This window comes from Microthrixaceae bacterium, from assembly GCA_016702505.1.
In the GTDB taxonomy this organism is placed as follows: domain Bacteria; phylum Actinomycetota; class Acidimicrobiia; order Acidimicrobiales; family Iamiaceae; genus Aquihabitans.
The window spans coordinates 251,705-277,209 of the sequence record JADJDU010000003.1 but is presented as its reverse complement, the minus strand read 5'-3'; the positions used below and the strand labels follow the sequence as shown (position 1 = coordinate 277,209).

The 25,505-nt window shown below is 67.1% G+C and carries 20 protein-coding genes, 1 tRNA gene and 1 pseudogene; 15 read left to right on the top strand and 7 right to left on the bottom strand.

Features of this window, described 5'->3' with window-relative positions:
- Nucleotides 1–1,630 precede the first annotated feature (1,630 nt).
- The 6 genes from IPG97_04350 to IPG97_04325 form a co-directional block, all read right to left on the bottom strand.
- On the bottom strand, nucleotides 1,631–4,948 hold the full coding sequence (locus IPG97_04350) for a relaxase domain-containing protein (protein ID MBK6855794.1): 3,318 nt from the start codon (nucleotides 4,946–4,948) through the stop codon (nucleotides 1,631–1,633).
- Between the two features lie 85 nt (nucleotides 4,949–5,033).
- A complete protein-coding gene (locus IPG97_04345) occupies nucleotides 5,034–5,495 on the bottom strand; it encodes a hypothetical protein (GenBank protein ID MBK6855793.1) in 462 nt (153 codons plus the stop codon).
- 125 nt (nucleotides 5,496–5,620) lie between these two features.
- Nucleotides 5,621–7,075 (bottom strand): tyrosine-type recombinase/integrase, encoded by a 1,455-nt coding sequence (locus IPG97_04340; protein ID MBK6855792.1) that lies wholly within the window; start codon nucleotides 7,073–7,075, stop codon nucleotides 5,621–5,623.
- A gap of 230 nt (nucleotides 7,076–7,305) precedes the next feature.
- Nucleotides 7,306–7,381, bottom strand: a tRNA-Lys gene (locus IPG97_04335).
- Nucleotides 7,382–7,493: 112 nt separating this feature from the next.
- On the bottom strand, nucleotides 7,494–7,919 hold the full coding sequence (locus IPG97_04330) for a winged helix-turn-helix transcriptional regulator (GenBank protein MBK6855791.1): 426 nt from the start codon (nucleotides 7,917–7,919) through the stop codon (nucleotides 7,494–7,496).
- The gene (locus IPG97_04325) at nucleotides 7,916–9,148 is read right to left on the bottom strand and encodes a chloride channel protein (protein MBK6855790.1); all 1,233 of its coding nucleotides are present in this window, start codon (nucleotides 9,146–9,148) and stop codon (nucleotides 7,916–7,918) included. Before IPG97_04325 ends, IPG97_04330 begins: the two co-directional genes overlap by 4 nt.
- A gap of 224 nt (nucleotides 9,149–9,372) precedes the next feature.
- On the opposite strand from IPG97_04325, the gene IPG97_04320 reads away from it, so the two are divergent.
- The 8 genes from IPG97_04320 to IPG97_04285 all read left to right on the top strand — a co-directional run bounded on the left by IPG97_04320 (nucleotide 9,373) and on the right by IPG97_04285 (nucleotide 16,943).
- Nucleotides 9,373–9,891: a carboxymuconolactone decarboxylase family protein gene (locus tag IPG97_04320; GenBank protein MBK6855789.1), complete on the top strand. Its 519-nt coding sequence runs from the start codon at nucleotides 9,373–9,375 to the stop codon at nucleotides 9,889–9,891.
- Entirely contained in the window at nucleotides 9,879–10,727 is an 849-nt protein-coding gene (locus IPG97_04315; GenBank protein MBK6855788.1) for an SDR family oxidoreductase, read from the top strand. The genes IPG97_04320 and IPG97_04315 overlap by 13 nt, the downstream gene beginning before the upstream one ends.
- Nucleotides 10,728–10,788: 61 nt before the next feature.
- Nucleotides 10,789–11,940 carry a class I tRNA ligase family protein gene (locus tag IPG97_04310; protein ID MBK6855787.1) on the top strand — a complete coding sequence of 384 codons (1,152 nt, stop codon included), beginning with the start codon at nucleotides 10,789–10,791 and terminating at the stop codon, nucleotides 11,938–11,940.
- A gap of 167 nt (nucleotides 11,941–12,107) precedes the next feature.
- Nucleotides 12,108–13,190 carry an ABC transporter ATP-binding protein gene (locus tag IPG97_04305; GenBank protein MBK6855786.1) on the top strand — a complete coding sequence of 361 codons (1,083 nt, stop codon included), beginning with the start codon at nucleotides 12,108–12,110 and terminating at the stop codon, nucleotides 13,188–13,190.
- Nucleotides 13,187–14,110, top strand: coding sequence for a sugar ABC transporter permease (locus IPG97_04300; protein MBK6855785.1), 924 nt, complete (start codon nucleotides 13,187–13,189; stop codon nucleotides 14,108–14,110). The genes IPG97_04305 and IPG97_04300 overlap by 4 nt, the downstream gene beginning before the upstream one ends.
- Complete coding sequence (locus IPG97_04295; GenBank protein ID MBK6855784.1) at nucleotides 14,100–14,990, top strand: carbohydrate ABC transporter permease; 891 nt, start codon at nucleotides 14,100–14,102, stop codon at nucleotides 14,988–14,990. The genes IPG97_04300 and IPG97_04295 overlap by 11 nt, the downstream gene beginning before the upstream one ends.
- Nucleotides 14,987–16,420, top strand: a complete 1,434-nt coding sequence (locus tag IPG97_04290) for an ABC transporter substrate-binding protein (protein ID MBK6855783.1) — start codon at nucleotides 14,987–14,989, stop codon at nucleotides 16,418–16,420. Before IPG97_04295 ends, IPG97_04290 begins: the two co-directional genes overlap by 4 nt.
- 61 nt (nucleotides 16,421–16,481) lie before the next feature.
- The gene (locus tag IPG97_04285) at nucleotides 16,482–16,943 is read left to right on the top strand and encodes a nitroreductase family deazaflavin-dependent oxidoreductase (protein MBK6855782.1); all 462 of its coding nucleotides are present in this window, start codon (nucleotides 16,482–16,484) and stop codon (nucleotides 16,941–16,943) included.
- 73 nt (nucleotides 16,944–17,016) lie between these two features.
- Here IPG97_04285 and IPG97_04280 read toward each other — a convergent pair whose 3' ends face one another.
- A complete protein-coding gene (locus IPG97_04280) occupies nucleotides 17,017–17,703 on the bottom strand; it encodes a TetR family transcriptional regulator (protein MBK6855781.1) in 687 nt (228 codons plus the stop codon).
- A gap of 252 nt (nucleotides 17,704–17,955) precedes the next feature.
- Here IPG97_04280 and IPG97_04275 point away from each other — a divergent pair, with 252 nt between their 5' ends.
- From IPG97_04275 to topA, 7 genes and pseudogenes are all read left to right on the top strand, one after another.
- Nucleotides 17,956–18,360: a 2Fe-2S iron-sulfur cluster binding domain-containing protein gene (locus IPG97_04275; GenBank protein ID MBK6855780.1), complete on the top strand. Its 405-nt coding sequence runs from the start codon at nucleotides 17,956–17,958 to the stop codon at nucleotides 18,358–18,360.
- Nucleotides 18,361–18,553: 193 nt separating this feature from the next.
- Nucleotides 18,554–19,606 carry an acyl-CoA desaturase gene (locus IPG97_04270; protein ID MBK6855779.1) on the top strand — a complete coding sequence of 351 codons (1,053 nt, stop codon included), beginning with the start codon at nucleotides 18,554–18,556 and terminating at the stop codon, nucleotides 19,604–19,606.
- A gap of 91 nt (nucleotides 19,607–19,697) precedes the next feature.
- Nucleotides 19,698–19,916, top strand: a complete 219-nt coding sequence (locus IPG97_04265; protein ID MBK6855778.1) for a heavy-metal-associated domain-containing protein — start codon at nucleotides 19,698–19,700, stop codon at nucleotides 19,914–19,916.
- The gene (locus IPG97_04260) at nucleotides 19,913–20,098 is read left to right on the top strand and encodes a hypothetical protein (protein MBK6855777.1); all 186 of its coding nucleotides are present in this window, start codon (nucleotides 19,913–19,915) and stop codon (nucleotides 20,096–20,098) included. Before IPG97_04265 ends, IPG97_04260 begins: the two co-directional genes overlap by 4 nt.
- 77 nt (nucleotides 20,099–20,175) lie before the next feature.
- Entirely contained in the window at nucleotides 20,176–22,461 is a 2,286-nt protein-coding gene (locus tag IPG97_04255; GenBank protein ID MBK6855776.1) for a copper-translocating P-type ATPase, read from the top strand.
- Between the two features lie 14 nt (nucleotides 22,462–22,475).
- Entirely contained in the window at nucleotides 22,476–22,745 is a 270-nt protein-coding gene (locus IPG97_04250) for a metal-sensitive transcriptional regulator (protein ID MBK6855775.1), read from the top strand.
- Nucleotides 22,746–22,808: 63 nt separating this feature from the next.
- Nucleotides 22,809–25,470: pseudogene (gene topA / locus IPG97_04245) on the top strand (type I DNA topoisomerase).
- Nucleotides 25,471–25,505 lie beyond the last annotated feature (35 nt).

The following is a 25,505-nucleotide window of genomic DNA, read 5'->3' as shown; positions in this document are numbered from 1 at the left end:
GCCACGTTGTCATTATTCCATGGGGGCCACCCGAGTCTCCGACTCGAGGCGCAGTGCTTGACATCTCGTCAGGGGTCTGGACAGAAGTATCGCTGGCCCCTGGATTCGGAGCCCTCCAACCATTTAGTTGGCCAACCGTCGACTCAGTCATTGCTACGCCACTTCCGTATGGTTCTAATTTGCTTGAGTTTGATCCCGACCGTGGGACTACAAGAGAGCTCGCCGGTCTTTCACAGAAGGTATCTGTAATGGTTCCCGTCTCTGAGTCTGTACTCCTCCGGCTCGGCCTGGATGGCGGCCTCAACCGCGATTTGATAGAGATTGGTGGGAACTGATGCCGGCCTCGGTGGCCTCTAGAGTGAGAGCGGCTATGAGAGGGGCGCTTGCTTGTGCTGCAGTCGTCACAATGCTGGGTCCAATAGCGTCGCGAGCAGCGCATGCAGAGTCCTTAATGCAGCGGGGGCTGGATGGTGCCGGAACGTCAGTTGAGCAGGCGGCTCAGCCAGGCGCATCTCAGTCAAGGGCGGCTACTGAATCGGCGTTCTTTCACTGGAACGTGCAGGGCTTGATTGGGAATAGCAGCGATTCGCGGCGATTGGACCAAATTGAGTACATTCGATCCCGCGCAGTGTCGGAGCAATTTATATCGATCTCTCTCAATGAGCTTTGCCTGTCGCAGGCGTTCTCTCTAGCTTATTACTTGAACGGAAGCTACTCTCAAAGGTACGAGTGGAAGTTTCATCGCCCGTGGAACGCGGCAGCTGGAAACTGTCGACTCGATGGTAATTCTTCTCGCGTGGAGTACGGTAACCAGGTCTTGAGTCGGTTCACGTTCGCCTCCTCCCTCGCCGCTCGTCAGGGAAGCGCAGCGTATTCAGCGGGTACTGACTCGTACCATTGGCCCAATATTGTCTGCATAGACACGACTGCGTTCCTCAACGCCTTCCACTCATGTTCCACGCATTTCGGAGGCTGGTCCACAGAGGAGGCGGATTTCTATAACTACACAATCTTTTCTACTGCTACGTATCGCTTCGGAATGGGCGATCTAAATCGCGGCCGAGCTAGTCTACCAGGCTCGTATCAGACCGACTTTCGAGAAGCTGACCTAACCAGTCCGAAACGCTCGACAACGGACGGCGGCACTGGGATTGATTACATATACGCTGTGAGGCCCAATACCGCCTCGGCGGGGAACGCTACAATTACGATTCTGGGCATGTCGGACCACCATTCGGTCCGAGGCTACTTCGATCTCTTATGACGCTCCACGCTTCCTGAAGGTCGGCGGCGACACGGTCCTCGGCTCTTAGGTTGCGGAACTAGGGCAGAGACGGGTTCCTAGCGATTCCGGCGTGTTGGCGGCGTGTGGCGCATAGCATGGCGGCCGGCCGCAGATTGCGGCGCCGGTCAAATCTTTTGCGGGGCAATTATCAGATCGACGGTGTTGCCTGATCTAGGCTTGACCTTTGGCCCCATTCGGGGGCAAGTGTTCCGTCGCAGGGCGGGTGGCTTGGCTGCTTCTAACGATGATGGTCTCGGGCGCTGCTAAAGTCTGGCCCACTTCTTGCGGTGGAGAGCGCCGGCTATGCGGGAGCCGGCTGTCGACCGGTTGAGCGACCTGGTCCGCTTATAAGAGCGCCAGGCCCGGGCACTGTTGGGCTCGATGGGGGATGCCGGCGGTACGGTCGAGGTCGTGGATGGCTTGGTTGGCGGCGTAGAAGGTTTGGCGATAGTCCTCGTCGTTGTTGAACGTGGGCATGTGGCCGACGAAGGTCGGCCCGGTGGGCTGGCCCCAGAGGGTGTGGTGTTGGGCGACTCTGCCGGCGGCGTCGATCCAGTGTTCTCGCGCCTCCGGGGCGTCGGGGACGGGGCCGAGGTGATCGAGGTATACCGGGTCGGGGCCGGCTGCAATCCGTTCGCCTCGGGTGCGGGCGTCGTCGGCGATGGCGGCGTCGGTCCTGTCGACGGCGAAGTTCTCGGGCCTGGCCTTCGCAGCGATGTTCGTTCGGTGTTGCGCCTTCTTCTCGGCGGCGTGTCTCGACACGAGGTCGGTGCGTTCCTGGTTCAGGGCGTCGAGTCTGCCGGGTAGGTCGGCTACATCTTGCTTTGCTTGGCGGATCGCGGCCCGGTGTTGGCGTCGGTGTAGCGGCCGGTCGTGCTCGGCGAGCATCCGCTTGGCTTCCGCCAGGCGCCTTACGGTGCTGCGGTACTCCCGGTTGGCCTCACGGGCCCAGCTGGCGAGGTTCGAGAGGTTCTGTTTGTGGGCCTTGAGCACGGCCTGGTGCTTGTCGGCGGCGGCCTGTTGGCAGATGGTGCGTTGTACCAGGTCCAGCAGCTCGTCGGCTGGTAGAGGCAGGCGAGGCCTGGCAGCGGGGGCGGCCGCCACACCGCGGCCTCTTCCCCTACCCGTATCCGACGGCTCGGAGGCGTGGTCGCGGCGGAGTGCTGTGGCGGGTTGGTCGATCCAAGTTCGAGCGACGCATTCTGCGATGACCTCGGCGGCGGTGCGCTCATCGCGCAGGACGACGAAGGCCTTGTTGGCGGTGCGGCCTCGGGTGAGTGGGACGTAGATGCCTCGGGTGTCGGCGGGGCCGTCGAGGTAGAGGAAGGAGCGGTCGACGGTGCGTCCTTGGGTGGCGTGGCTGGTCTCGGCGTACGCCAGCTCGACATCCCCAGCGACGTAGTCGACGGGCAGGGTGACGCGTCCGGTCGCCCCGGCGACCGTGACCGACCGGTCAGCGTGGACGGCTTGGATGGTCCAGTGGTCGCGGTTCTTGACCATCCGTCCTCGGTCGGTGAGCAGCGTGCGGTCGTTGCGTCGGGTGGCGACCAGGTCGCCGACATGCGCCCGGGTCGGGCCGAGCTTCACCGACGGGCTCTTCGGCTCGACCTCTTCGGCGGCGATCCGGATCTGTTGCGCGATCTCGTTGAGGACAGCGACGGCTTCGCGGGTCGGGGCCATCATCGCCGCGGTCTCCCCGGCCTCGATGGCGCGTCGCCATGCGATGACGGTGGCGGTGGCCATCTGGCGGGCGGTGCCGCCGTGGAACCGGTCGTGGTTGTTGTAGAGGGCGACGACGTCCGTGTCGCCTCGGCGGAGCCGGAGGCTGGCGTCTCGTTCCCAGGACGCGTCGAAGCGATGGACCCGGTCGAGCTCGACGGCGCCGATGGTGTCGACGAGGTGGCCGAACATGCCCGAGCGGCCGACGGCGGCGAACTGCATCGGGTCACCGACCAGGGCGAGCCGCCACCCACGTCGCTCAGCGAGGTTGATCAGCTCGGCCAGGCGTGGCGTGGGCACCATCGCGGCTTCATCGACCACGACGGTCGTCCCGGCGGGGAGGTCGTAGCGATGGCGCGGCGGCCGTTCGAGGCGGTGCTCGATGAGGAGCTTGTCGAGCGTGTCGGCATCCATCCCGGTGTCCACCGCCAGCACCTCCGCTGCCGCGGCCGAGGGTGCGACACCGAAGCACGGTCGCCCCTCGGCGTGAAGTCGGGCAACGGCGGGGCGCATGGCGGTGGTCTTGCCGGTGCCAGCCGGTCCCACGACCAGCACGAGGCGTCGCTCTCCTGCGACGGCGCCCGCTGCGTGGTTCTGCACGGCGGTCAGCTCGCCGTCGGGGTCCAGGTCCTGCGCATCGCTGCCGCCTTCGGCCGTCCAGCGGCGGGTGAGGTCGAGAATGTGCCCCTCCTCGTCGAGGATCGCCTTCGTGGTGAGGATGCGGTCGAGGGCTCCTTCGGTGACCGGTCGCCCGTCCTGGCGGAGCGGGATGTTGCCGGGCACGGGTCGGGAGATGTCGACGGTCAGCTCGTCCTCGACGTGCGACGCCAGCCGCTGCGCTCTGTCGACGGTCTCGGTGGCGGTGCCGCCGAGGCGGGTGGGCAGTGCGGCGGCGATCTCGCGGGTGATCTCGGCGGGGCGCCACACCGACTGGGTGTCTCGTAGCGAGGACAACGCGTCGACGACCGCGTCCCGATCGGTAGTGGCGTCGGCCTCGATCGCGCGGGTGCGGCCGGCGACCCGCTCCAGGTAGCTGGATGAATTGTAGCCGAGTGCGTCGAGCTGCTCGGCCCATTGCTCGTGGAGGCTCTGGGCGTCCTCGCTGGTCTTGGAGGGTCGGCTGTCGATGGCGGCTTCGCGTTCGATGCGCCACCGCTCCCGTGGCGTGGGTCGTCGGCCCAGGTTGTCGACGAAGCGCTCTGTCTTCTCATCGAGGCGGCGGGCCATCTGGCGGGTGCGCTGGGAGAAGGCGTCGAGGACCTCGTCGGGGGCTTCAACCATCTCGGCCTGACCGTTCACGACCTCGTTCCACCGGACGCCGAGCCGGGTGGTCAGCTCCGAGCGCAGCCCCGCGGCGTAGAGCGCGGAGATGGTGCGCTGGTCGTGCTTCAGGGTCCGCGCATCGAGCGCCAGCCACCGGCCGTCGGGGGCCATCACCCGATTCAGGATCACCAGGTGGGTGTGGAGCTGCGGATCATGTGCCCGGCTGGTGTGCTGGCGGAACGCGGCAGCGACCAGGCCCCGGGCATCGACGGTCCACACCTCGCCATCGACCCGATACCGGCAGTGGGCGTGATCCTCGATCCACCCGAACGCCGCAGCGACCGCAGCGTCATGCGCCTCGAGGACCTCCTTGCGGACGCGGTCGTCTCCGATAGCGAACAGGACCGACACCGACTTCGGGGCCGAGCAGGTGACGTCGAACCCGCGCACTGTTCGCTCGTGATGCCTTGTGCCCAGCAGCTCGCCGCTGGCCGGGTCCCGGCCATCCATCAGGGACAGGAAGTCATCGTCATCCACCTCCCCCGCGAGGCCGAGCGCAGTGGCGCCGCGGCCGAACCACCGGCCGGGCGGCTCGTCGCCGTCGAGGTAGTACCGGCCGGGGCCGTCGACGTAGTAGGCGCCGGCATCGGGGCCCTTGAGCGTGGTCACTCTGGCGGTCACGACCGACCCCCGCACGAGCTCGTGCACTCGTCTGTCGATCGCTGCGACGCTTGCGCTCGAGTCGGTTCGGTCACGGGTAGCTCCTTCAGCGGGAGGGATGGGTGACGGTGATGCCGGTGCCGTCGAGGTGAACCACGTAGGCAGGTGGGTCCATTGGTCCCGTCGAAGGCAGGGCTTCGAGGACGCCGGCTCGGCTGAGCTGGCGCAGCCGCCGATGCGCGCTGTCCTTGGACAGGAACCCGAGCCGCTCGGCCATACCCCGGGTGCTCGCCGCGACCTCCAGCCGCCCGTCGACCGAGTCGGCCTGGGCGACAAGGACGTGCAGCACCGCCACCGCGTCGGGCCCGTGCTCGCGCAGGAACTCGAGCGCCTGCGGGTAGCGGTGCTCGATCACTACCTCTCCCGCCACCGGCTCGGCCGACCTGGCGTCCGAACGCGCAGCGATCGCAGGCTTGGCGGGTCCGGCTCGGCGCGCCCGCGGACGCGCCGACCTCGGTCCGGTGACCTCGGGTGCGAGGTCCAGGAGGGTGAGCTGCTCGGCTGCCATGGTGACCTCCGAACGGGCGCGATGATCCCGTTACCTACGTAGGCCTCTCTAGGCCTCGAAAACCGCGCAGAAATCGCGAACTCACCGCGATTCCTTGTCCCCGATCTGCGACACGCCCCGCCTGTTCACCCCTCGGGAGTGCTCGGCGGGGTTGCCAGCAGCGACCCGAGATGGGAGGTCATCCTCTGCTCGGACTCGTCGGTGCGGTGGATGTAGACCGACTTCATCAGGGCCTCGGTGTGGCCGCCCCGATCCGCGATCTGACGCGAATCGAACCCGGCTTCGGTGAGCGTCGTCTGGGCCCAGTGCCGCAGGGCGTGCATCGTGGCGTCGAAGTTGGCGGCGTCCATGCCGAGCCGCCGGCGGAGCCGGAGCATCTTGCGGGACAGCTGTTCGGGGCGCACCGGCAGGGAGCCGTCGGGTGACCTGCTGGCGACGAACGCGTCCTCGACAAGCACGGTCCCGCACGCCGCCGCGCGCTCCTCCATGCCGCGGCGGTGCGAGCGGAGCATCCCGACGGTGTGGGCGTCGATGCCCACCAGGCGGGGCTTGCCGGTCTTGGTGGTGTCGGTGATCACGACGGTGCCGCCAGCGTCGTTGACCGTCGTCGCGACCTCGATGCGTTCGGCCTCGAGATCGACAGCGCGCCAGCGGAGCCCGGCAAGCTCACCACGACGCATACCCGTCACCGCGCCGAGGTGGGCGAGGAGCCCGAACTCGGCATCGACGTCCTTCGCGGCGGCGAGCAGCCGCAGGAGCGACTCGATGTCGGGCGGGATGACCTCGCGGCGAATCGCGGTGCTCCTCGGCTCCTCGGCTTCGATCATCGGGTTGCGGCTGATCACCCGATTGCGCCGAGCCCACTTGAACGTGCCGTTGAGCAACGTGAACGTCTGGTGGATCGAGCTCTGGCTCTGCCCGGCAGCCCGCATGACCCCGAGCGCCCGCTCGACGTCATCAGGAAGCACTCGATCAGCGACACGGCTGCCCAGATGCGGGGCGATCCAACGCTCGGCGAGACCTCCGTAGCGGACCAGCGTCGAGTGACGTCGACCCTTGTGATCGCGCAGGTGATCGAGGTAGCCGTCGAGCAGCTGCTTCACCGTGACGCCCTTCTGGGAGCGGTCCGGAACATCTCGGCCGTCGCCGACCTCGGCTACGAGCGCGGCAAGGGCTCGGGCCGCTTCCTGCTTGGTCCCGGTCACGCGGCGAAACACCCGCTTGGGCTTGCCATCCGAACCGATGCCCGCAGACGCTGCCAGCTCCCAGGTGCCCGGGCCGACCTCACGCTTGGAGCCACCACCTCGAGCTGACCGCTGCACTGCACCACTGGTGGTGTGCTCGACAGTCAGATGATCCGGTCGGACGCACCTCGGCTCGACCCGGCACGGGAGCACCTTGGTGCCTGGCGGCGCCTCGCCGTGCTCGATCTCCCAAGCAACCCGGTGCGCCGTCATGTTGCGTCCAGCGACCTTCAGTCGCCCGGTGCCCCGATCGGGGTTCGTGGCTCCGAGCCACAGGTGGTGCTCACCAGTCCGATCGACCTTCTCCTCGAACCGTTCCGCCAACGATCTCGCCATGGCCTTCGTCCCTTCGTCCAGCGCTCCGCGGCGCTGCAACAACGTTTGGGACGGCCATGACGAGGTGGAGGCCATCGACCACCGGACAACAGGGTACGCCGCCAAACGGTGCATCGGAAGGTGCATCAGAGGGTGCATCGCGGTCGCGAACCGCGTAAGTGGGCCTGATGCACCTCCCGCGAAGGAGCCTCTGAACGGCCAAATCCCCTACGTGAGCAGGGGATTCGAGTTGGTGGGCCACCAGGGACTCGAACCCTGAACCGGCGGATTAAAAGTCCGATGCTCTGCCAATTGAGCTAGTGGCCCCGGGGTCCGGGTCCCGGGCCGTGGTTGACGGCGTCTGTCCGGGGCGTGCGGGGTCAGTAAACCTAATGGGGATCCACTAGGTCCAGCCACGGCTGGCCCGCACATCTGGTGTTCAGAACGATTCGTCCCCGGTGAACAGGTCTGACAGGTCGGCTCCGAAGCGCCGTAGCTCGTCTCGGTGTAGCACCGACAAGGCGCGGAGCTTCTCTGCTCCCATCGCGGTGAGGGACACGTGCTGTCTGCGGTGATCGCTCGGGTCGACGTGAAGGTCCACCAATCCGGCGGCTTGAGCCCGTCGGGCCAGTTCCCCAGCGGAGTGAAGACGAAGCTGGAGGGCTTCGGCCAGGTTGGTGAGGGTGGGGTCTTGAGGGTGGGGCCAGCCTCGCACGGCCAGCATCAACTGGTGTTGGGCCGGGGTGATGCCCTCGAAACGGGCCGCTTCCTCGGAGAAGCGAAGGAACACCCGCAGGCCGTGGCGGAAGCGTGCCAGTCTCTGGTAGTCCTTGTCGGTCAGTTCATCGTCGGGCCGGGCGTTCATGTCGTGGACAGGTCTACCCGGGGTCGTTGAGATTCGATCACCGCGTCTCGGTTGGTCAACACCAGGGCGAGGGTGGCGGCGATCAGCGCAGTGGGGGCCAGGGTCAGGCCCGCCATCTGGGTGACGACCAGGGTCGAGCCCAGGGGGGTTTTGGTGACCCCGACGCAGAGGCCGACGGCCAGGCCCACCATCACCACCGTCACGTTTGCCGATGGCACCAGCTCGCCGATCAGTTGACCTCCGGCGATTCCGATGAAGAACAGAGGGATGATGAAACCGCCCTTCCACTGGGCGGTGAGGGTCACGAGCACTCCGGCCAGCTTGGCCACCATTGCTACGGCCAGAGCACCGGCGGTGAGGCCTCCGGCCACGATCTCCTCCACCTGGAACTCGCCGTTGGTGAGCGCGAAGGGCGACCACCAGGCCAAGGCGCCGAGGGCGGCACCGCCGAGCGTCGGCAACCAGATCGGAGAGATTCCCGAGGTGACGCGTTTCGCCATGTTCACCAGGCGCCCGAAGGCCAGGGCGCCGACGCCGCCGAGCAGACCACAGATGATTCCCCACCCGAGGTCGGCACCGCTCAGGCTTCCCACCGGGGGAAGGGTCCACACCGGGCGGAGCCCGAGTCCGGATGCGGCGAAGTAGACGGCGTGGCCGGCCAAGGCCCCGATGATGGCGGGCACCAGGGCCTCGTAGTACTGGAGACCCCGTCGGTGGAGGATCTCCAGGGCGAACAGCGCGGCACCCAGCGGAGCTCCGAACAACACGCTGAACCCGGCGGCCATGCCGGTGATGGTGAGCACCCGCACGTCGGCCGGATCCAGTCCGTACCTTCCGGCGACCCAGGACCCGAGGGTGCCGTTGGTCTGCACGAGCGGGGCTTCGGGGCCCATGGTTCCGCCTGCGCCGACGCACAAGAGCGAGGTGGGTATCACCGAGCGGACCATCCGGGTGTCCTCGGCACCTCCAAGTACGTGGATGTTGTCGACGAGCAGTTCGACGTTGCCGCTGGGGCCCAGGACCTTCGTCAGCAGGGTGATGGCCGCGCCGACCACGACCAGGATCAACCCTTGATGCCAGCTCGGACGATCACCAGGTCCGATCAGTTCGGTGACGAGGTGGAGGGCGGTGAGGTAGGCGGCGCCGATGAGGCCACCGCCTAGGCCGACCACGATCACCGGGACCGAAAGACCCGCGCTCAGTTCGGGGGAGACCAGACGTTGGCGCAACCTGTTGGTTCTCCATCGGAGGTCTGACGGGGTCTTGTCCTGGGCAACCACAAATACATCGTATTGCGATCTAATTGCCAGTCCCAAACCGCCACATCCACCGATTTCCTGTGGGACCATCGCGGTCCTCGCCGGCGCCCCGCCGGGACCGAGTCAGGGACCACGATCGGAGCCACATGGCATCACCCGGACCTGAGCCGACCTCGACCGAATCAGGTCCCCGGTTGGCGCCCACCACTGCAGACCAACGCGACCCAGAGACCAACACGCTGATCGACTCGCTGGGTGGGCTCAACATCTTCACCACGCTCGCCCACCATCCCAAGGCCCTCAAGAGCTGGCTCCGCTTCGGTGGCCACGTCCTCGCCGGGAACTCCATCCCCGAGCGGGAGCGAGAGATGATGATCCTGCGCGCTGGTTGGCGGTGCCGAAGCGACTACGAGTTCGGTCAGCACACGGTGATCGGACTGCGAGCCGGACTCACCGATGACGAGGTGAGGAGTCTCGCCACCGAGGGCGTTTCGGGCTGGTCCGAAAGCGATTCGATGTTGGTACGAGCCGTCGACGAACTGGTCGCCGAGCACCGGATCACCGATCAGACCTGGGCATTGCTCGAGGCTGAGCTGAGCGTTCAGCAGTTGATCGATCTCGTGTTCACCGTCGGCCAGTACGTGATGGTCTCGATGGCGCTCAATACCTTCGGCGTCCAGCGCGAACCAGGCGTGCCCGGATGGCCGACGTGACCGCAGCGGAGCCCGTGTTAGGTGGGCCTGATCCTGGCGAACGACGGCTCACCGGCCACGTGGCGGTGGTGGTCGGAGCCGGCCAGACCCCCGGCACGACCATCGGAAACGGACGGGCCACGTCCATCCTCCTGGCTCGAGATGGTGCTTCGATACTGGCTGTAGACCGTGACCTGGATTCGGCGGCCGAGACGGTGGCGATGATCGAGGCCGAAGGAGGTACCGCATCGGCCCTGCGAGCCGATATCACCAGCGAGGCGGACTGCCGCGTCATCGCCACCGAGGTAATCGAGCGGTACGGCCACGTCGACGTGTTGATCAACAACGTCGGTATCGGCTCGGGCGACACCGGCGCCACCAAGCTCACCGAGGAGAGCTGGGACCTCATCCACGACGTCAACCTCAAGGGGATGTGGCTCACCTGCAAGCACATCGTCCCGTTGCTCCGCGCTCAGGGATCGGGAGCGGTGGTCAACGTCTCCTCGGTGGCCGCGGTCTGTTCGGTCGGGGTCCTGGCCTACAAGACCTCCAAGGCCGGGGTGAACGCCCTCACCCACCAGCTGGCCATGTCCAGCGTCAAGCGAGGCGTGCGGGTCAACGCCATCATGCCGGGTTTGATGGACACCCCCATGGCCATCGAGGGGATCAGCGAAGCCGCCGGGGTCGATCCCGACGACCTCCGCCGGCTTCGTGACTCGATGGTGCCGCTCGGCGGGAAGATGGGCACCGCCTGGGATGTCGCCGAGGCGGTCCTGTACCTGGCCAGCGATCGGAGTCGTTTCGTCACCGGCGTGATCCTGCCCGTCGATGGCGGGCAGTCGGCCCGCATCGGCTGAGCCGCGGTCCCGGCACCACGTCGTGTGCCTGGTTTCGTGAGGTCTACGTAGGCTGCCATCCATGCTGATCAGACTCGGTGGTCAAGACCTTGCGATCGTGGGCCGGGCCCGCGTCTACATCTGTGGGATAACGCCCTATGACGCCACCCACCTGGGTCATGCCGCCACCTTCGTGTGGAGCGATGTGGCGGTTCGGTTCCTTCGCCAGCTCGGGCACGATGTCCAGGTCACCCGCAACATCACCGACGTGGACGACAGCCTCCTGACCCGGGCCCGCGAGACCGGGACCCCATGGCGGACCCTTGCCACCCGACAGACCTACCAGTTCGAGGACGACATGGCCCGACTCGGGGTGTCGACCCCCACGTTCGAACCCCAGGCCCACAACTACGTGGCCGAGGTCATCGAACTGACTCAGGCCCTCCTCGACCTCGGCCACGCCTACGAGCGGTCGGGCACCATATACGCCCGTCACCCCGGAGTGGCCCAGCGCGCCGGTCTCACCGACGAGGACGCCCTGGGGCTCGCCGGAGAGAGGGGTGAGGAGCCGGCTGATCCGGCCAAGGAGAATCCGCTGGATACCGTGCTGTGGCAAGGGGCAGGTGCCGGAGGCGATGCCACCGAGCCGGTCTGGGACAGCCCCTGGGGTCGAGGTCGACCGGGCTGGCACGTCGAATGCTCGGCAATGGCCCTGGCCACCCTCGGTCCTGGCCTCGACCTCCACTGTGGTGGCGCCGACCTGGCCTTTCCCCACCACGCTTTCGAGGCGGCACATGCCGAGGCCGCCACCGGGGTCACGCCCTTCGCTCGAGCCTGGCTGCGGGCTGGTTCGGTTCACCACGACGGGCAGAAGATGGCCAAGTCGGTGGGCAACCTGGTGATGGTGCGGGACCTTCTGGTCGGCCACTCCGCTGGCGCCATTCGCCTCATGATCTGCGACCGTCGTTGGTGGGATGACTGGACCTTCGACGCCTCCGAGTTGGAGCGGGCCGAGGAGAGGGTCGCCGCACTGCGGGCGGGGGCAGCTCGACCCGGCTCCACCGAGGGAGGCCGAGACCGCGTGATGGCGGCCTTGGCCGACGACCTCGATGTACCGGCCGCCCTGGCCGTGGCCGAGACCGAAGGTGGCCCAGCGGCCGAGGTCGTGCTCCAGGTGCTCGGCTTGCACCCATTCGAGCCCACCACCCGAACCAGCATGCTCCCCAACCCCTGAGGAGCGCCCGTCGCCACGGTGATTCGCCAGGGCCGGGAGGCTCTGCGTGATGGTGGTCACCCCGCATGGGGTGTCCAACGTCCCTACTGTGGTGGCTGATTTTCCGGTGAGGTGGCCGGACATCTGAACAGGGAGTGCCCGTGGGGTCATCCAGCCGAAGTGGAGCCGTGGTACTGAACGGCGTTACCCGTCGCTTCGGCGATGTGGTGGCGGTGAACAACCTCGATCTCGAGATCGTCGACCGCGAGTTCCTGGTGCTTCTCGGTCCGTCAGGCTGTGGCAAGTCGACAGCGTTGCGCATGATCGCCGGGCTCGATCTGCCCGATGAGGGCACCATCGAGATCGCTGGCGAGGACGTCACCGACGTGGTGGCCCGCGACCGCGACGTCGCCATGGTGTTCCAGAGCTATGCCCTGTACCCGCACATGTCGGTGCGCAAGAACATCGAGTTCCCGCTGCGCAACCGCAAGGTTCCCAAGGCCGAGATGGATGCTGCGGTGGCCGAGGCCAGCCGTGTCCTGGGTTTGGACAACCTCCTTGATCGTCGCCCGGCGCAACTGTCGGGTGGCCAACGACAGCGGGTCGCTTTGGCCCGAGCCATCGTCCGGCGCCCCACGGTCTTCTTGATGGACGAACCGCTGTCCAACCTCGACGCCAAGCTTCGGGTCCAGACCCGGGCCGAGCTGATCGACCTCCAGCGTCGACTGGAAACCACCGTCGTCTACGTCACCCATGATCAGGTCGAGGCCATGACCATGGGTCACCGGATCGCCGTCATGGTGGCCGGCGTGCTCCAACAGGTCGGTCCCCCCGGCGAGGTCTATGACCGCCCGGCCAACGTCTTCGTGGCTGGGTTCATCGGCAATCCCCCCATGAACCTGTTGGACGGCAAGATCTCGACCGGCACCGAGCAGGCCGCTTCGGTGACCATCGGGTCCGACCGACTCGAGCTCCCCGGTCACCTGACCGCCGCCGCGGCCCAGGCCAGCGGAGGCGAAGCGGTGGTGGGGGTGAGACCTGAGCACCTCAGCCTGGCCTCCTCGGGGGGGATAACGGCCAAGGTCACCGTGATCGAGTCACTCGGCCATGAGCGCCACGTCGTCTGCACCACCCCGGACGGGCAGGGCATCACCGTCAGGATCGATCACGACGACCCGGTGCCGGCCGACGACGAGACCGTGCACGTGGTGTGGGATCCCGATGCCGTGCACATCTTCGATCGGGCCAGCGGCGATCGGCTCGACCCATGACCGTGCCGGTTGCTGCTGCTGGCCGTCGTCCTCGCACGGTCAAGTCCCGGAAGCGACGGGAGACGCTCTTCGCCTACCTGTTGCTGTCGCCTTCGCTCGTGGTGTTCATGGCCTTCGTGGTCTACCCGTTCGCCCGCAACATCTGGCTCGGTCTGTACCGGACCCCTCCCTTCCCCGGGCTGCCCCGCCGGTACGCCGCCTACGAGCAGTACCAGCAGATCCTCACCTCGCCCGAGTTCGTGGCCAGCCTGCGGACCACCGCCCTGTTCCTGGTCATGACCGTGCCGACAGGACTGTTCCTGGGGCTGTTGCTGGCGGTTGTCGCCCACCAGCAACTACGAGGCATTGGCATCTATAGGACGATCTTCTCCTCCACCGTGGCCACCTCGGTGGCGGTGGCCTCGGTCATCTTCTTCACCTTGCTCAACCCCCAGGTCGGCCTGCTCAGCTACTGGCTGGGTCTCCAGGGTCGGCCGTCTCTGCTGGCCGACCCGCAGTGGGCGCTGGTGGCAGTCGCCGTGGTGACGGTGTGGCAGAACCTGGGCCTGTCGTTCATCCTGATGTCGGCCGGGCTCCAGGCGGTGCCCGACGACCTGTTGGAGGCTGCCGAGATCGATGGCGCCGGGGCCTGGTCCCGGCTTCGCAACGTGACCTTGCCGATGCTGTCGCCCACGCTGTTCTTTGCCGCGGTGGTCGGCGGGATCATGTCACTTCAAGCCTTCGGGCAGATCGACATCCTCACCAACGGCGGACCCCTCAAGAAGACCAACGTCCTGGTGTACGCCATGTACGACGCGGTGTTCCGCCAGAACAACGAAGGAAAGGCCGCGGTTCTGTCGGTAGCCCTGTTCGGACTGACCCTGATCCTGACCCTGGTGCAGATTCGCCTCATCGAACGGCGGGTGTCCTATGAGCGATGAACTGCCGACTCCCGTGGTCGATTTCCCTTCGGTCAAACAGGCCGCCTCTCGCCGCCGGGCTCGCCGCACCGCGGTGCTGATCGGGCGCTACCTGCTGCTCACGGTGTTGGCCGCGATCATCTTGTTCCCGATCTACATCACGGTGGTGAACTCGCTGCTTCAACCCGAGCAGATTGCCAAACGGCCGCCGACGTTGTTCCCCACTGATCCCGACTGGTCCACCTACTCGACGGCGTGGACCAAGGGGCACCTGGGGCGCTATCTGATGAACAGCTTCCTGGTCACCGCGGTGATCGTGGTCGGCCAGGTGATCACATCGGTCCTTGCTGCCTACGCCTTCGCCTTCTTGGACTTTCCCGGGCGACGAGCGCTGTTCGTGTTCTTCCTGGCCACCATGATGGTTCCCTTCGAGGTCACCTTCTTCACCAACCAAACCACCATCGTCCACCTCGGTTGGTACGACACCTACCTGGCATTGACCGTGCCGTTCTTGGCCACCGGGTTCGGGGCGTTCCTGATACGCCAGTCGTTCCTTGCCCTTCCTCCCCAGTTGCGCGATGCCGCCGAACTCGACGGGGCCGGCCACTGGCGGTTCATGACCAAGGTGGCGGTGCCGCTGGCCCGACCCGGGATCGCGGCGTTGGCGCTGTTCAGCTTCTTCGGTGCGTTCAACCAATACCTGTGGCCACTGATCGTCACCAAGGACGAACGGCTACGAACCGTTCAGATCGGGCTCAAGTACCTACAGAACACCCAGGTGGATCAGATCAACGTGACCTTTGCCGGAACCATCCTGGCCGCGCTGCCGCTGTTCATCCTGCTGATCTTCTTCCAGAAGCAGCTGGTGCGAGGCCTCACGGCCGGGGCGGTGAAGGGATGAGAGCCATCAGTGGGGCCGCTGGTCGCATCGGAGCCCGGGGGTTGGTGTCCCTGGCCCTGGTCGGATCGTTGCTGGCTGGTTGCACGGCCGACGACCGGGTGGGCGGCACCTTCGACACCACCGTCGACCCTGCCGACTGCGGGATCGAAGCGCTTGAGGCCGAAGACGGCCCGGTGGAGATCGTGTTCTGGCACGCCCTGGCCGAAACCTCGTTGGACTGGTTGATCTCCTCCACCAAGGAGTTCAACGCATCTCAGGACAAGGTGAAGGTGGTCCTGCGCCGGCAGCCCAACTACGAGGACATGTTCACCAAGTACAAGGCCGGCCTGGCCAGTGGGGATCTACCCGACCTGATCCAGGCCGAAGAGACCGTCGTCCAGCAGATGATCGACAGCCGTTCCACGGTGCCGGCCCAGGCTTGCATCGACGCCACCAAGACCGATCTGTCCGACTACCTGCCCCGAGGCCTGGCCTATTACTCCTCGGGAGGCGTTCAGCGGGCCATGCCGTGGGTCATCTCCAGCCCTGTGCTGCTCATGAACCGCGTCGCCTTCGAGAAGGCCGGGCTCGACCCCGACGATCCGCCTGAGACCCTGGACGAGGTCCGGGAGGTTTCCGAGAAGATCGTTGAGTCCGGTGCAGCGAAGTTCGGGATCGCCCTGAAGCCGGCACCGTTCATCTTCGAGTTCCTGCTGGCCAAGAGCGGCGGGGAGTACGTAGACAACGGCAACGGCCGCCAGGCACGGGCCGTGCACGCCAACTTGGACTCACCCGAGGCGTTGGCAATCTGGCAGTGGTGGCACGACATGGTGGCCGACGGGTTGGCTCTGGATACCGCCGGTGAGGACCCGGCCAACATCGATCACATCCTGGCCCTGGCCAACGAGACCGAGGGTGCGGCCATGACGCTCGAATCCTCGGCATCGATCGGTCCCATCGCCGGGATCTTGGCCACCGGGGCCTTCCCCCACGTCAAGCCCGACGTGGCACCGCTTCCGGCCCTAACCCCCGGCGGCGGGGTGCCGGTGGGTGACGGGGCCCTGTGGATGCCCAAGGCCTCCGATCCCGCCCATCGGGCCGCGGCCTGGCAGTTCATGACCTGGCTGAACTCACCCGAGCGTCAGGCCGAGATGGCCGCGGCCGGCGGATACGTGCCCACGCGCCTCTCCGCGGTGGACCAGCCGGTGCTCCAGGCCAAGTGGAAGGAGTTCCCGATGTTCCGCGTCGCCCATGACCAACTGTTGGGCGGCGAGATGAGCGACGCCAACGTGGGCACCCTGTTGGGGGAGTACCAGGGCCTGCGCAACGCGGTGCGAGACGGCCTGATCCGCACCTTGCGTCAGAACGTCGATCCCGAGAAGGCGGCCCGAGATGCCAAGGCCGAGGCCGACATAGTGATCCAGGAGTACAACGACCGCGTCGGGGCCTAGCGGGCCCGGTCACCGATCTGGGTACTCTGCTGCGATGCCCACCTTCGCGCCGTCCAGTTCAATGAGTCGAGCGGTCCAGAAGGTCGCCACCAGCTCGGCCTTCCGCAAGGTCGGCCCCAAGGTGGTTCCGCCGCTGGACCGCTTCGTCCACCGCGTTTCGGGTGGCCGGTGGTCGGTCAGCGGGGCGATCGTGCCCAGCTTGGTGTTGACCACCACCGGCGCCAAGTCCGGCCTTCCGAGGGAGTCACCGTTGGCTTGCGTGCCCCGACCCGAGGGCGGGTGGTACGTGGTGGGCTCCAACTTCGGCCGCGAGAAGCATCCGGCGTGGACGGGCAACTTGATCGCCAATCCCAAGGCGACCGTGGTCGTCCGACGCAAGACCACCGAGGTCACTGCCCGGCTCCTCGACGACGATGAGAAGGCCACGGTGTGGCCGGTTCTGGTGGCGGTGTGGCCGGCCTATGACGACTACGTCGAGGTGAGCGGTCGCAACATTCGGGTCTTCCAACTGGACCCGCTCTGACCTGATGGCCGCGTGGGTCATGGCAGCAAAGGCGTAGACCGGAGCCACGGCGGGGTCGGGCTCGCCCGGTTCTTCAGGTGCGGCGGGGTTGCCAGACTGTGGCGCCCAGGGTGAGGTAGCGGAGCTGGCGGACGGTCTCTTCGACCAGGACCGGTTCTCGTTCGGGGGCTTCCTCGACCGCCTCGAGGATCCGCTGGGCGGTGCGGACCATCAGGTCCACGATGAGGTCGGCCAACATCACCAGATCGCGCACCGGCCATCCGTTCACCACGGGGAGGCGGGCCAGGTCGGTGGCCAGTTCGGTGGAGAACAACCTGATCTCGGTGCGGATCCGGGTTCGGACCTCGGGTAGAGCGCTGTACTGCTCGCGGACCAGGAACCGATAGTGGGGCCGGTGATCGTGAATGTGGCGGACCAGCACGCCAACCGATCGCTGGGCAATGTCGTCGGCGGCGACCACGTCGTCACGGGCGTCGCGCATGAGCTGGCGCAGGGTGGCGAAGGCCTCGTCGACCAGGACCACGCCGAGGTCGTCCATTCGGTCGAAGTGACGGTAGAAGGCGGCGGGGGTCACGCCCGCGGCCCGGGTGACTTCGCGTATGCCGACGTTGTCGAGGCTGCGGTCGGCCAGCAGCTCGAGGGCGCCGTCGAGCAGAGCGCGCCGGGTCCGGGCCTTGTCGTGGGACCGGGGGTGGCTCGAGCCGCTGGAGGATCGACCCCGGTGGGCTGGTCCCGAGGCTGGTCGTTCGGTGGACGGCATCGGGACGAGCGTAGACCGGACCTCCCTCGGTGTACGTATGTTCACGATTTGGGCATGAGGGTCCAAGGAAGGCATGGGGTTGGCGAGTGGAGTGGTGATCTATACGGTAAACAAGTGTATACTGAACTCGTACGAAGTCGGCCTGCCGTCTGCCGGTAATGCGTTGGTCAGGTGGGCCGGTCTCGGTTTGTCGAAGGCGGCGGCCTGGTCGCCGGGTCGGATCGCCCAGGACTTGAACCAAGGAGAGATGTCTTGACAGCACTGGTGGATCGACTCTTCGCCCCCCACGGCGCCGACGCATACCTGCGCTGGCTCACCCCTCGCTCGGCCCGCGCCGTGTACTCGGGTGTTGCCGTCGCCCCTCCCCGAAACCCGCGACCGGCTGCGGAGTCTTCGGTCGACACCGTGTCGACCGAGGGGACCACCTTCGCCCGATCGGGGGTCACCTCCGACCACGACGGGACCTTGCTCGAGGTGGCCGAGGCCGCCGGACTCACGCCGCCCAACCGGTGTCGACGTGGGGTGTGTGCCACCTGCACCACCGTCTTGGTGAGCGGCACGGTCTGTGACAGCCGGACCGGTGACCTTGTGGAAGGGCCGGCCCCGGTGCGCCTGTGCGTGTCGGTGGCCGAAGGACCGGTCGTGCTCGACCTCTGACCCCGGGGTAGACGACCCCAGCAACGTGACGAAGCGGGGCCGCCGAGCCCCGCATGATCCAGGAGTGACCCGATGACCTTGAAACCAAGCCCCGCGGGAATCGAACGCCGAACCCGTCGCATCCGCCCAAGCCCACGAGCCGGACCCGCAGAGTCCAGCCAGCCGCAACCAGGCGGCCCGCTCGCCCCGGCCGCTGCGTTCGGCCGAGCACCTGACCCCCGAACAGGTCGAGGCTCTCGGCGCTGAGCTCGACGACCTTCGTCGGCGCACGGTGGGCGACCTCGGCCAGCGTGACCGTGACTACATCGACGGTGTTGTCGGTGCCCAGCGACGCCTGGAATTGGCTGGCCGAGCGCTGTTGTTCGCTGGCTTCCTGCCGCCGGCGTGGCTGGCGGGAACCGTCGCCCTCTCGTTGTCGAAGATCCTCGACAACATGGAGGTGGGTCACAACGTCATGCACGGGCAGTACGACTTCCTCGGTGACCCCGAACTGGTCGGCAACCACTTCGAATGGGACACGGCGTGCCCGGCCGAGCAGTGGCGCCACACCCACAACTACGAGCACCACACCTTCACCACCGCCTTGGGCAAGGACCGCGACGTCGGTTACGCCATCATCCGGGTGACGCCCGAACAGCCGTGGAAGCTCCACAACCTGGCCAACCCGCTGTACGCCGCGGCCCTGGCCACCCTGTTCCAGTACGGGGTGATGCTGCACGGGATCGAGGTCGAGAAGATCACGAAGGGCGACAAGGACCGGACCGACCTCATCTCCCAACTTCTCGAGGTGGGCCGCAAGTTCTCGGGGCAGTCGCTAAAGGACTACGTCCTGTTCCCACTCCTCACCGGCCCATCGGCGCCGTTCACCTTCGGCGCCAACCTCACCGCCAACTTCGTTCGCAACGTGTGGGCGTTCACCATCATCTTCTGCGGTCACTTCCCCGACGGTGTGTCCACCTTCACCGAGGAGGAAGCCGAGGGCGAGACCCGCGGCCAGTGGTACCTGCGTCAGATGCTCGGTTCCGCCAACATCGAGGGCAGTCAGATCTTCGACGTGATGAGCGGCAACCTCAGCTACCAGATCGAGCACCACCTGTTCCCCGACCTGCCGGCCCACCGTTACGCCGAGATGTCGGTGGAGGTGCGGGAGATCTGCGAGCGCTACGGACTGACCTACAACTCCGGCGGCCTGGTCCGTCAGTTCGGCTCGGTGGTCCGCAAGATCGTTCGCTTGGCTTTGCCCTGAGAGGGTCGAACTCTCCGAGAACCAGGGTTGGCATATACCTCATAGGGGTATAGGGTTTGGGTAGTTGATCAGACCACCCGAGGAGTCAGCCATGTCCACCACCGCCAGCTACGCCGTAACCGGGATGAACTGCCAGCACTGCGTCGACTCGGTGACCAAGGAGGTCTCCAAGCTCGCCGGAGTGACCGGCGTTCAGGTGGACCTGGCGGCCGGGTCGGTGGCCGTCACCAGCGCCTCACCCCTGGACGTGGAGGCGGTACGGGCGGCAGTGGACGAGGCCGGGTTCGACCTGGCTACGACGGAGGGGTGACCGCCGTGTCGCCGGGGCTTCGCCTCGCCGCGTTCGCCGTGGTTTTGGTGATGATCTTCGGGGCCGGCTTCGGCCTGGGGCGGGCGGTGGGACCGGTCGGTACCGACCCGTCGCCGACTGGCCGGCACCCCGCCGGGGTGGAGCACCCCGTCGAGGCAGGCCACGGGGAGATGGGGTCGTGAACACATCGGGGTCTGCAACCAACCACGAACACGATGAGACCCCCACCTATTGGTCGGCCGACCTCCAGATCGGCGGGATGACATGCGCGTCCTGCGCGGCCCGGGTGGAACGCCGCCTCAACAAGCTCGACGGTGTCGAGGCCTCGGTGAACTACGCCACCGAACTGGCCCGGGTCACCGCCCCCCTGGCCATCTCGATCGACGACCTGACCCGGGAGGTGGAGGCCACCGGCTACCAGGTGATCCCTCCCCCGCCCCCCGTGGGTGGAGCCGCTCACACCCACCCAGGCCATGGAGGTGCAGCCAGCCCGACGGCCGGTGACGTCGCCGCCGACCCTCAATCCCACCACGCCGAGTTGGAAGACCGTGACCTGCGTCAGCGGGTTCTGATCTCGGGTGCACTCACCTTGCCGGTGTTCCTGTTGGCCATGGTGCCGCCCCTCCAGTTCGACCACTGGCAGTGGATCTCGCTGACCCTGGCCGCCCCGGTGGTGGCCTGGGGTGGTTGGCCGTTTCACAAGGCCGCTTGGGTCAACCTCCGTCACGGTGCCGCCACCATGGACACGCTGATATCGGTCGGCACCCTGGCCGCCTTCGGCTGGTCGCTGTACGCGCTGTTGTTCACCCCCGCCGGCGACCCGGGCATGCGGATGGGCTTCGACCTGATCCCCAGTCGGGGGAGCGGGGCCCACGAGATCTACCTCGAGGTCGCCTCGGTGGTGATCGTGTTGATCCTCAGCGGGCGCTGGTTCGAAGCCCGGGCCAAGCGGCGATCGGGTGCCGCCCTGCGGGCCCTTTTGGAGTTGGGGGCCAAGGAGGTGGCCGTCCTGCGCCGCGGAGCGGAGGTGCAGATCCCTGTCGATCAACTGGTGGTCGGCGACCGGTTCGTGGTGCGCCCCGGCGAGAAGGTCGCCACCGACGGAACGGTGGTCGATGGCCGCTCCGCGCTCGACACCTCGCTGCTCACCGGAGAGCCGGTGCCGGTCGAGGTGGGGGTCGGCGACCACGTGGTCGGGGCCACCGTCAACGCCGGAGGTCGCCTGGTGGTCGAGGCCACCCGGGTTGGTGCCGACACCGCCCTGGCCCGAATTGCCCGCATGGTGCAGGACGCCCAATCGGGCAAGGCCAAGGTCCAGCGTCTCGCCGACCGGGTCTCGGCCGTGTTCGTACCGGTGGTCATCGCCCTGTCGGTGGCGACCCTCGGCTTCTGGCTCGGCACCGGTGCCCCCGCCGCCGAGGCCTTCACCGCCGCGGTGGCGGTGTTGATCATCGCCTGCCCCTGCGCGCTCGGCCTCGCCACCCCCACCGCCCTGCTGGTGGGTACCGGCCGGGGAGCACAACTCGGAGTCCTCATCAAGGGCCCCGAGGTGCTGGAGTCGACGCGGGCCGTCGACACCATCGTGTTGGACAAGACCGGCACCGTCACCACGGGGCGCATGGCGCTCGTCTCGATGACCCCCGCCGCCTCCGAGGACGACGATGTGGTCATCCGGGTGGCCGGATCCATCGAGGACGCATCCGAACACCCGATCGCCGCGGCCATCGCCGCCGCCGCTCGTGACGCCGGGCACCAACTGGCACCGGCCCACGACTTCGTCAACCACCAGGGCTTGGGCGTGACCGCCGGGGTGGAGGGCCGGGGCGTGGCCGCCGGTCGCGAGCGTTTCGTGCTCGAACAGGTGGGCCAGGCCGCCCTCCCCGCCGAGCTGGCCGAAGCCCGGGACCGGGCCACCGCCGAGGGCCGGACCGTGGTCTACGTGGCCTGGGACGGTGCGGTGCGGGGAGCGCTGGTGGTGTCGGACACCATCAAGCCCACTTCGGCCGAGGCAATCCGCCGACTTCGTGAGCTGGGGCTGCGACCGGTGCTGCTGACCGGCGACAACCGGGCGGCGGCCGAAGCGGTGGCCGCCGAGGTAGGCATCGAGCCCGACGACGTCATCGCCGAGGTGCTGCCCGAAGACAAGGTCCGCGAGGTCACCCGCCTCCAGGGTGAGGGGCGGGTGGTGGCCATGGTGGGTGACGGGGTCAACGACGCCGCGGCCCTGGCCACCGCCGATCTGGGCCTGGCCATGGGCACCGGCACCGACGTGGCAATCGAGGCTTCCGACCTCACGCTGGTTCGCGGTGACCTGCTGGTGGCCGTCGACGCCATCGCGCTCTCTCGCCGGACGCTGGCCACCATCAAGGGCAACCTGTTCTGGGCCTTCGCCTACAACGTGGCGGCCATCCCGTTGGCTGCAGCCGGGTTGTTGAACCCGATGATCGCCGGAGCGGCCATGGCCTTCTCCAGTGTGTTCGTGGTGTCCAACAGCCTCCGGCTCCGCCGGTTCCGCTCCACCATCTCGCCGGGAGGCACCAAGTGAGCCGTGGCTACACCATGGAGAAGGACGACTACCTCAAGCGGCTCCGCCGCATAGAGGGGCAGGTCCGCGGCATACAGCGCATGATCGACGAGGACACCTACTGCATCGACGTCCTCACCCAGATCTCAGCGGTCACCAAGGCCCTGCAGAGCGTGGGCATCGGCCTCCTCGAGGAGCACGTCAACCACTGCGTGATGAACGCCGCCCAACAGGGCGACGAGGCCGCGGCGCGGGCCAAGGTCGCCGAAGCCACCAAGGCCATCGAGCGTCTCGTCCGATCCTGAACGGTGACCGGATGAAATCTGTTGTGTTGACACGAGGCGCGGTGATGGCCTTAGTTTCAGCCCGTGCCCAAGCCACTGGTCATCGTCGAATCCCCGGCCAAAGCCCGCACCATCGCGGGGTTCCTCGGGGGTGAGTTCAACGTCGAGTCGTCGGTAGGTCACATCCGTGACCTGCCGTCCAAGGGGTTGAGCATCGATGTGGAGAACCACTTCGAGCCCACCTACGAGGTCCACGCCTCCAAGAAGGACGTGATCCGGCGGCTCAAACAGGCGCTCAAGGAGGCCGACGAGCTCTATCTCGCCACCGATGAGGATCGCGAGGGTGAGGCCATCAGCTGGCACCTCCTCCAGGTGCTTCAGCCCAAGGTGCCGGTCAAGCGCATGGTGTTCCACGAGATCACCCGCGGCGCCATCGAACACGCGGTGGAGAACTGGCGAGAGATCGACGAGGGCTTGGTCGACGCCCAGGAGACCCGGCGCATTGTCGACCGCCTGTGGGGCTACCCGGTTTCGGAGGTCCTGTGGCGCAAGGTGGGCGGCGGACTGTCCTCGGGACGGGTGCAGACGCCGGCGGTGAGGCTGGTGGTGGAGCGCGAACGTGAGCGCATCGCCTTCCGCTCCGCCGACTACTGGGACGTGGAGGCTTCCTTCCCCACCGACCCCGGATTCCCGGCCACCCTGGTCGCTGTCGACGGTCGGCGACTGGCCACCGGTAAGGACTTCGACGACGCCGGCAACCTCACCCGCGACGTGGTTGTGGTCGACGAGTCCACGGCCCGGGGCCTGGTCGACGCCCTGGCCGACGCATCGTTCTCGGTGCGGTCGGTGGAGGAGAAGCCCTTCACATCCAAGCCCAAGGCCCCGTTCATGACCTCCACCCTTCAACAAGAGGGTGGGCGCAAGCTGCGCATGAGCGCCGCCCAGGTGATGCGCGTCGCCCAGAGCCTCTACCAGAACGGCTACATCACCTACATGCGAACCGACAGCACCACGCTGTCGGAGACCGCCCTCAACGCGGCGCGGGCCCAGGCCCGTCAGCTCTACGGCCCCGACTACGTGCCCGATGCGCCCCGAACCTATGACCGCAAGGTCAAGAACGCGCAGGAGGCCCACGAGGCCATCCGCCCCGCCGGTGACAGCTTCCGCACCCCTGAGTCGTTGGCCGGTGAACTGAGGGGCGACGAGATGCGGTTGTACGAGCTGATCTGGAAGCGCACCGTCGCCTCCCAGATGGTGGATGCCCGGGGCCAGTCGGTGTCGGTGCGCATCGGGGCCACGGCCGCCGACGGTCGTGACGCCGAGTTCGCGGCGTCGGGCCGCTCCATCACCTTCCCCGGCTACCTGCGGGCCTATGTGGAGGGTGCCGATGATCCCGATGCGGCACTCGATGACCGTGAGACGCTGCTGCCGGTCCTGGCCGTCGGTCAGACCCTGCCCAAGCCGGGCCTCGAGGCCAAGGGCCACTCGACCTCGCCGCCGGCCCGCTTCACCGAGGCGTCGCTGGTCAAACGACTCGAAGAGACCAACCTGGATCGCCTTCGCGGTGGTCCGGTTGTTGGAGGAGCACTTCGGTGAGCTGGTCGATTACGCCTTCACCGCCCGCATGGAAGACGAGTTGGACGGCATCGCCAGCGGTCAGGTCCAGCGCGAGCCGTGGCTGAACCGTTTCTGGTTCGGCGACGAGGCCGGTGAGCAGACCTCGGACCTGGCCGACGTGTCGCCGGGCTCGCCGGGGCTGAAGGTCCTGGTCGACCAGGGTCTTGCCGGGATCGACCCGGCCGAGATCAACGTGGTCGGTCGCCTGACCCCGCCCGACGGTGAGGACATCCTCATCAAGCCCGGCAAGTTCGGCCCGTACCTCAAGCAGGGGGAGCGCACCGCGTCGATCCCCGATGACCTGGCCCCCGACGAGCTCGACGTGTTCAAGGCGCTCGAACTGCTCGACGCCCCCAGCGGGGACCGGGTGCTGGGTACCGATCCCGAGACCGGCCTCGACGTCACCGTGAAGGCCGGCCGCTTCGGCCCCTACGTGCAGCTGGGCGAGATGCCCGAGGGCACCGGCAAGGCCAAGAAGGTCAAGGCCGAGGACAAGCCCCGCACCGCGTCGTTGTTCAAGACGATGACGGTGGAGCGCATCACCTTGGAAGAGGCGCTGTCGCTGTTGGCCCTTCCTCGCACTGTCGGTGTCGATCCTGCCGATCAGGGGACCATCGTGGCCATGAACGGTCGCTACGGGCCGTACCTGCGCAAGGACTTCGTCGACGAGAACGGCGTGGCCAAGAACGACACCCGATCGTTGGAGACCGAGGAGCAGATCTTCGATGTAACCCTCGATCAGGCCCTCAAGATCCTGGCCGAGCCCAAGCGGCGACGGGGCCAGACGGCCTCCGCGCCTCTGCGGGAACTAGGCGTCGATCCGGTCTCGGAGAAGCAGATGGTCATCAAGGACGGCCGCTTCGGGCCCTACGTGACCGACGGCGAGACGAACGCGTCGCTCCGCAAGGGCGACGAGGTCGACTCCATCACCGACGAGCGGGCCTCTGAGCTGCTTCAGATCCGCCGCGACGCCGGACCCACCAAGAAGAAGGCCACCAAGAAGAAGGCCGCGGCCAAGAAAGCTCCGGCCAAAAAGAAGGCGACGGCCAAGAAGGCTCCGGCCAAGAAGGCGGCGGCCAAGAAGGCACCCGCCAAGAAGGCCGAGCCTGCTCCCGACCCCGAGGGCTGATCGGCCCGGGCCTGCGGACCGGGTACCGTCGGCGC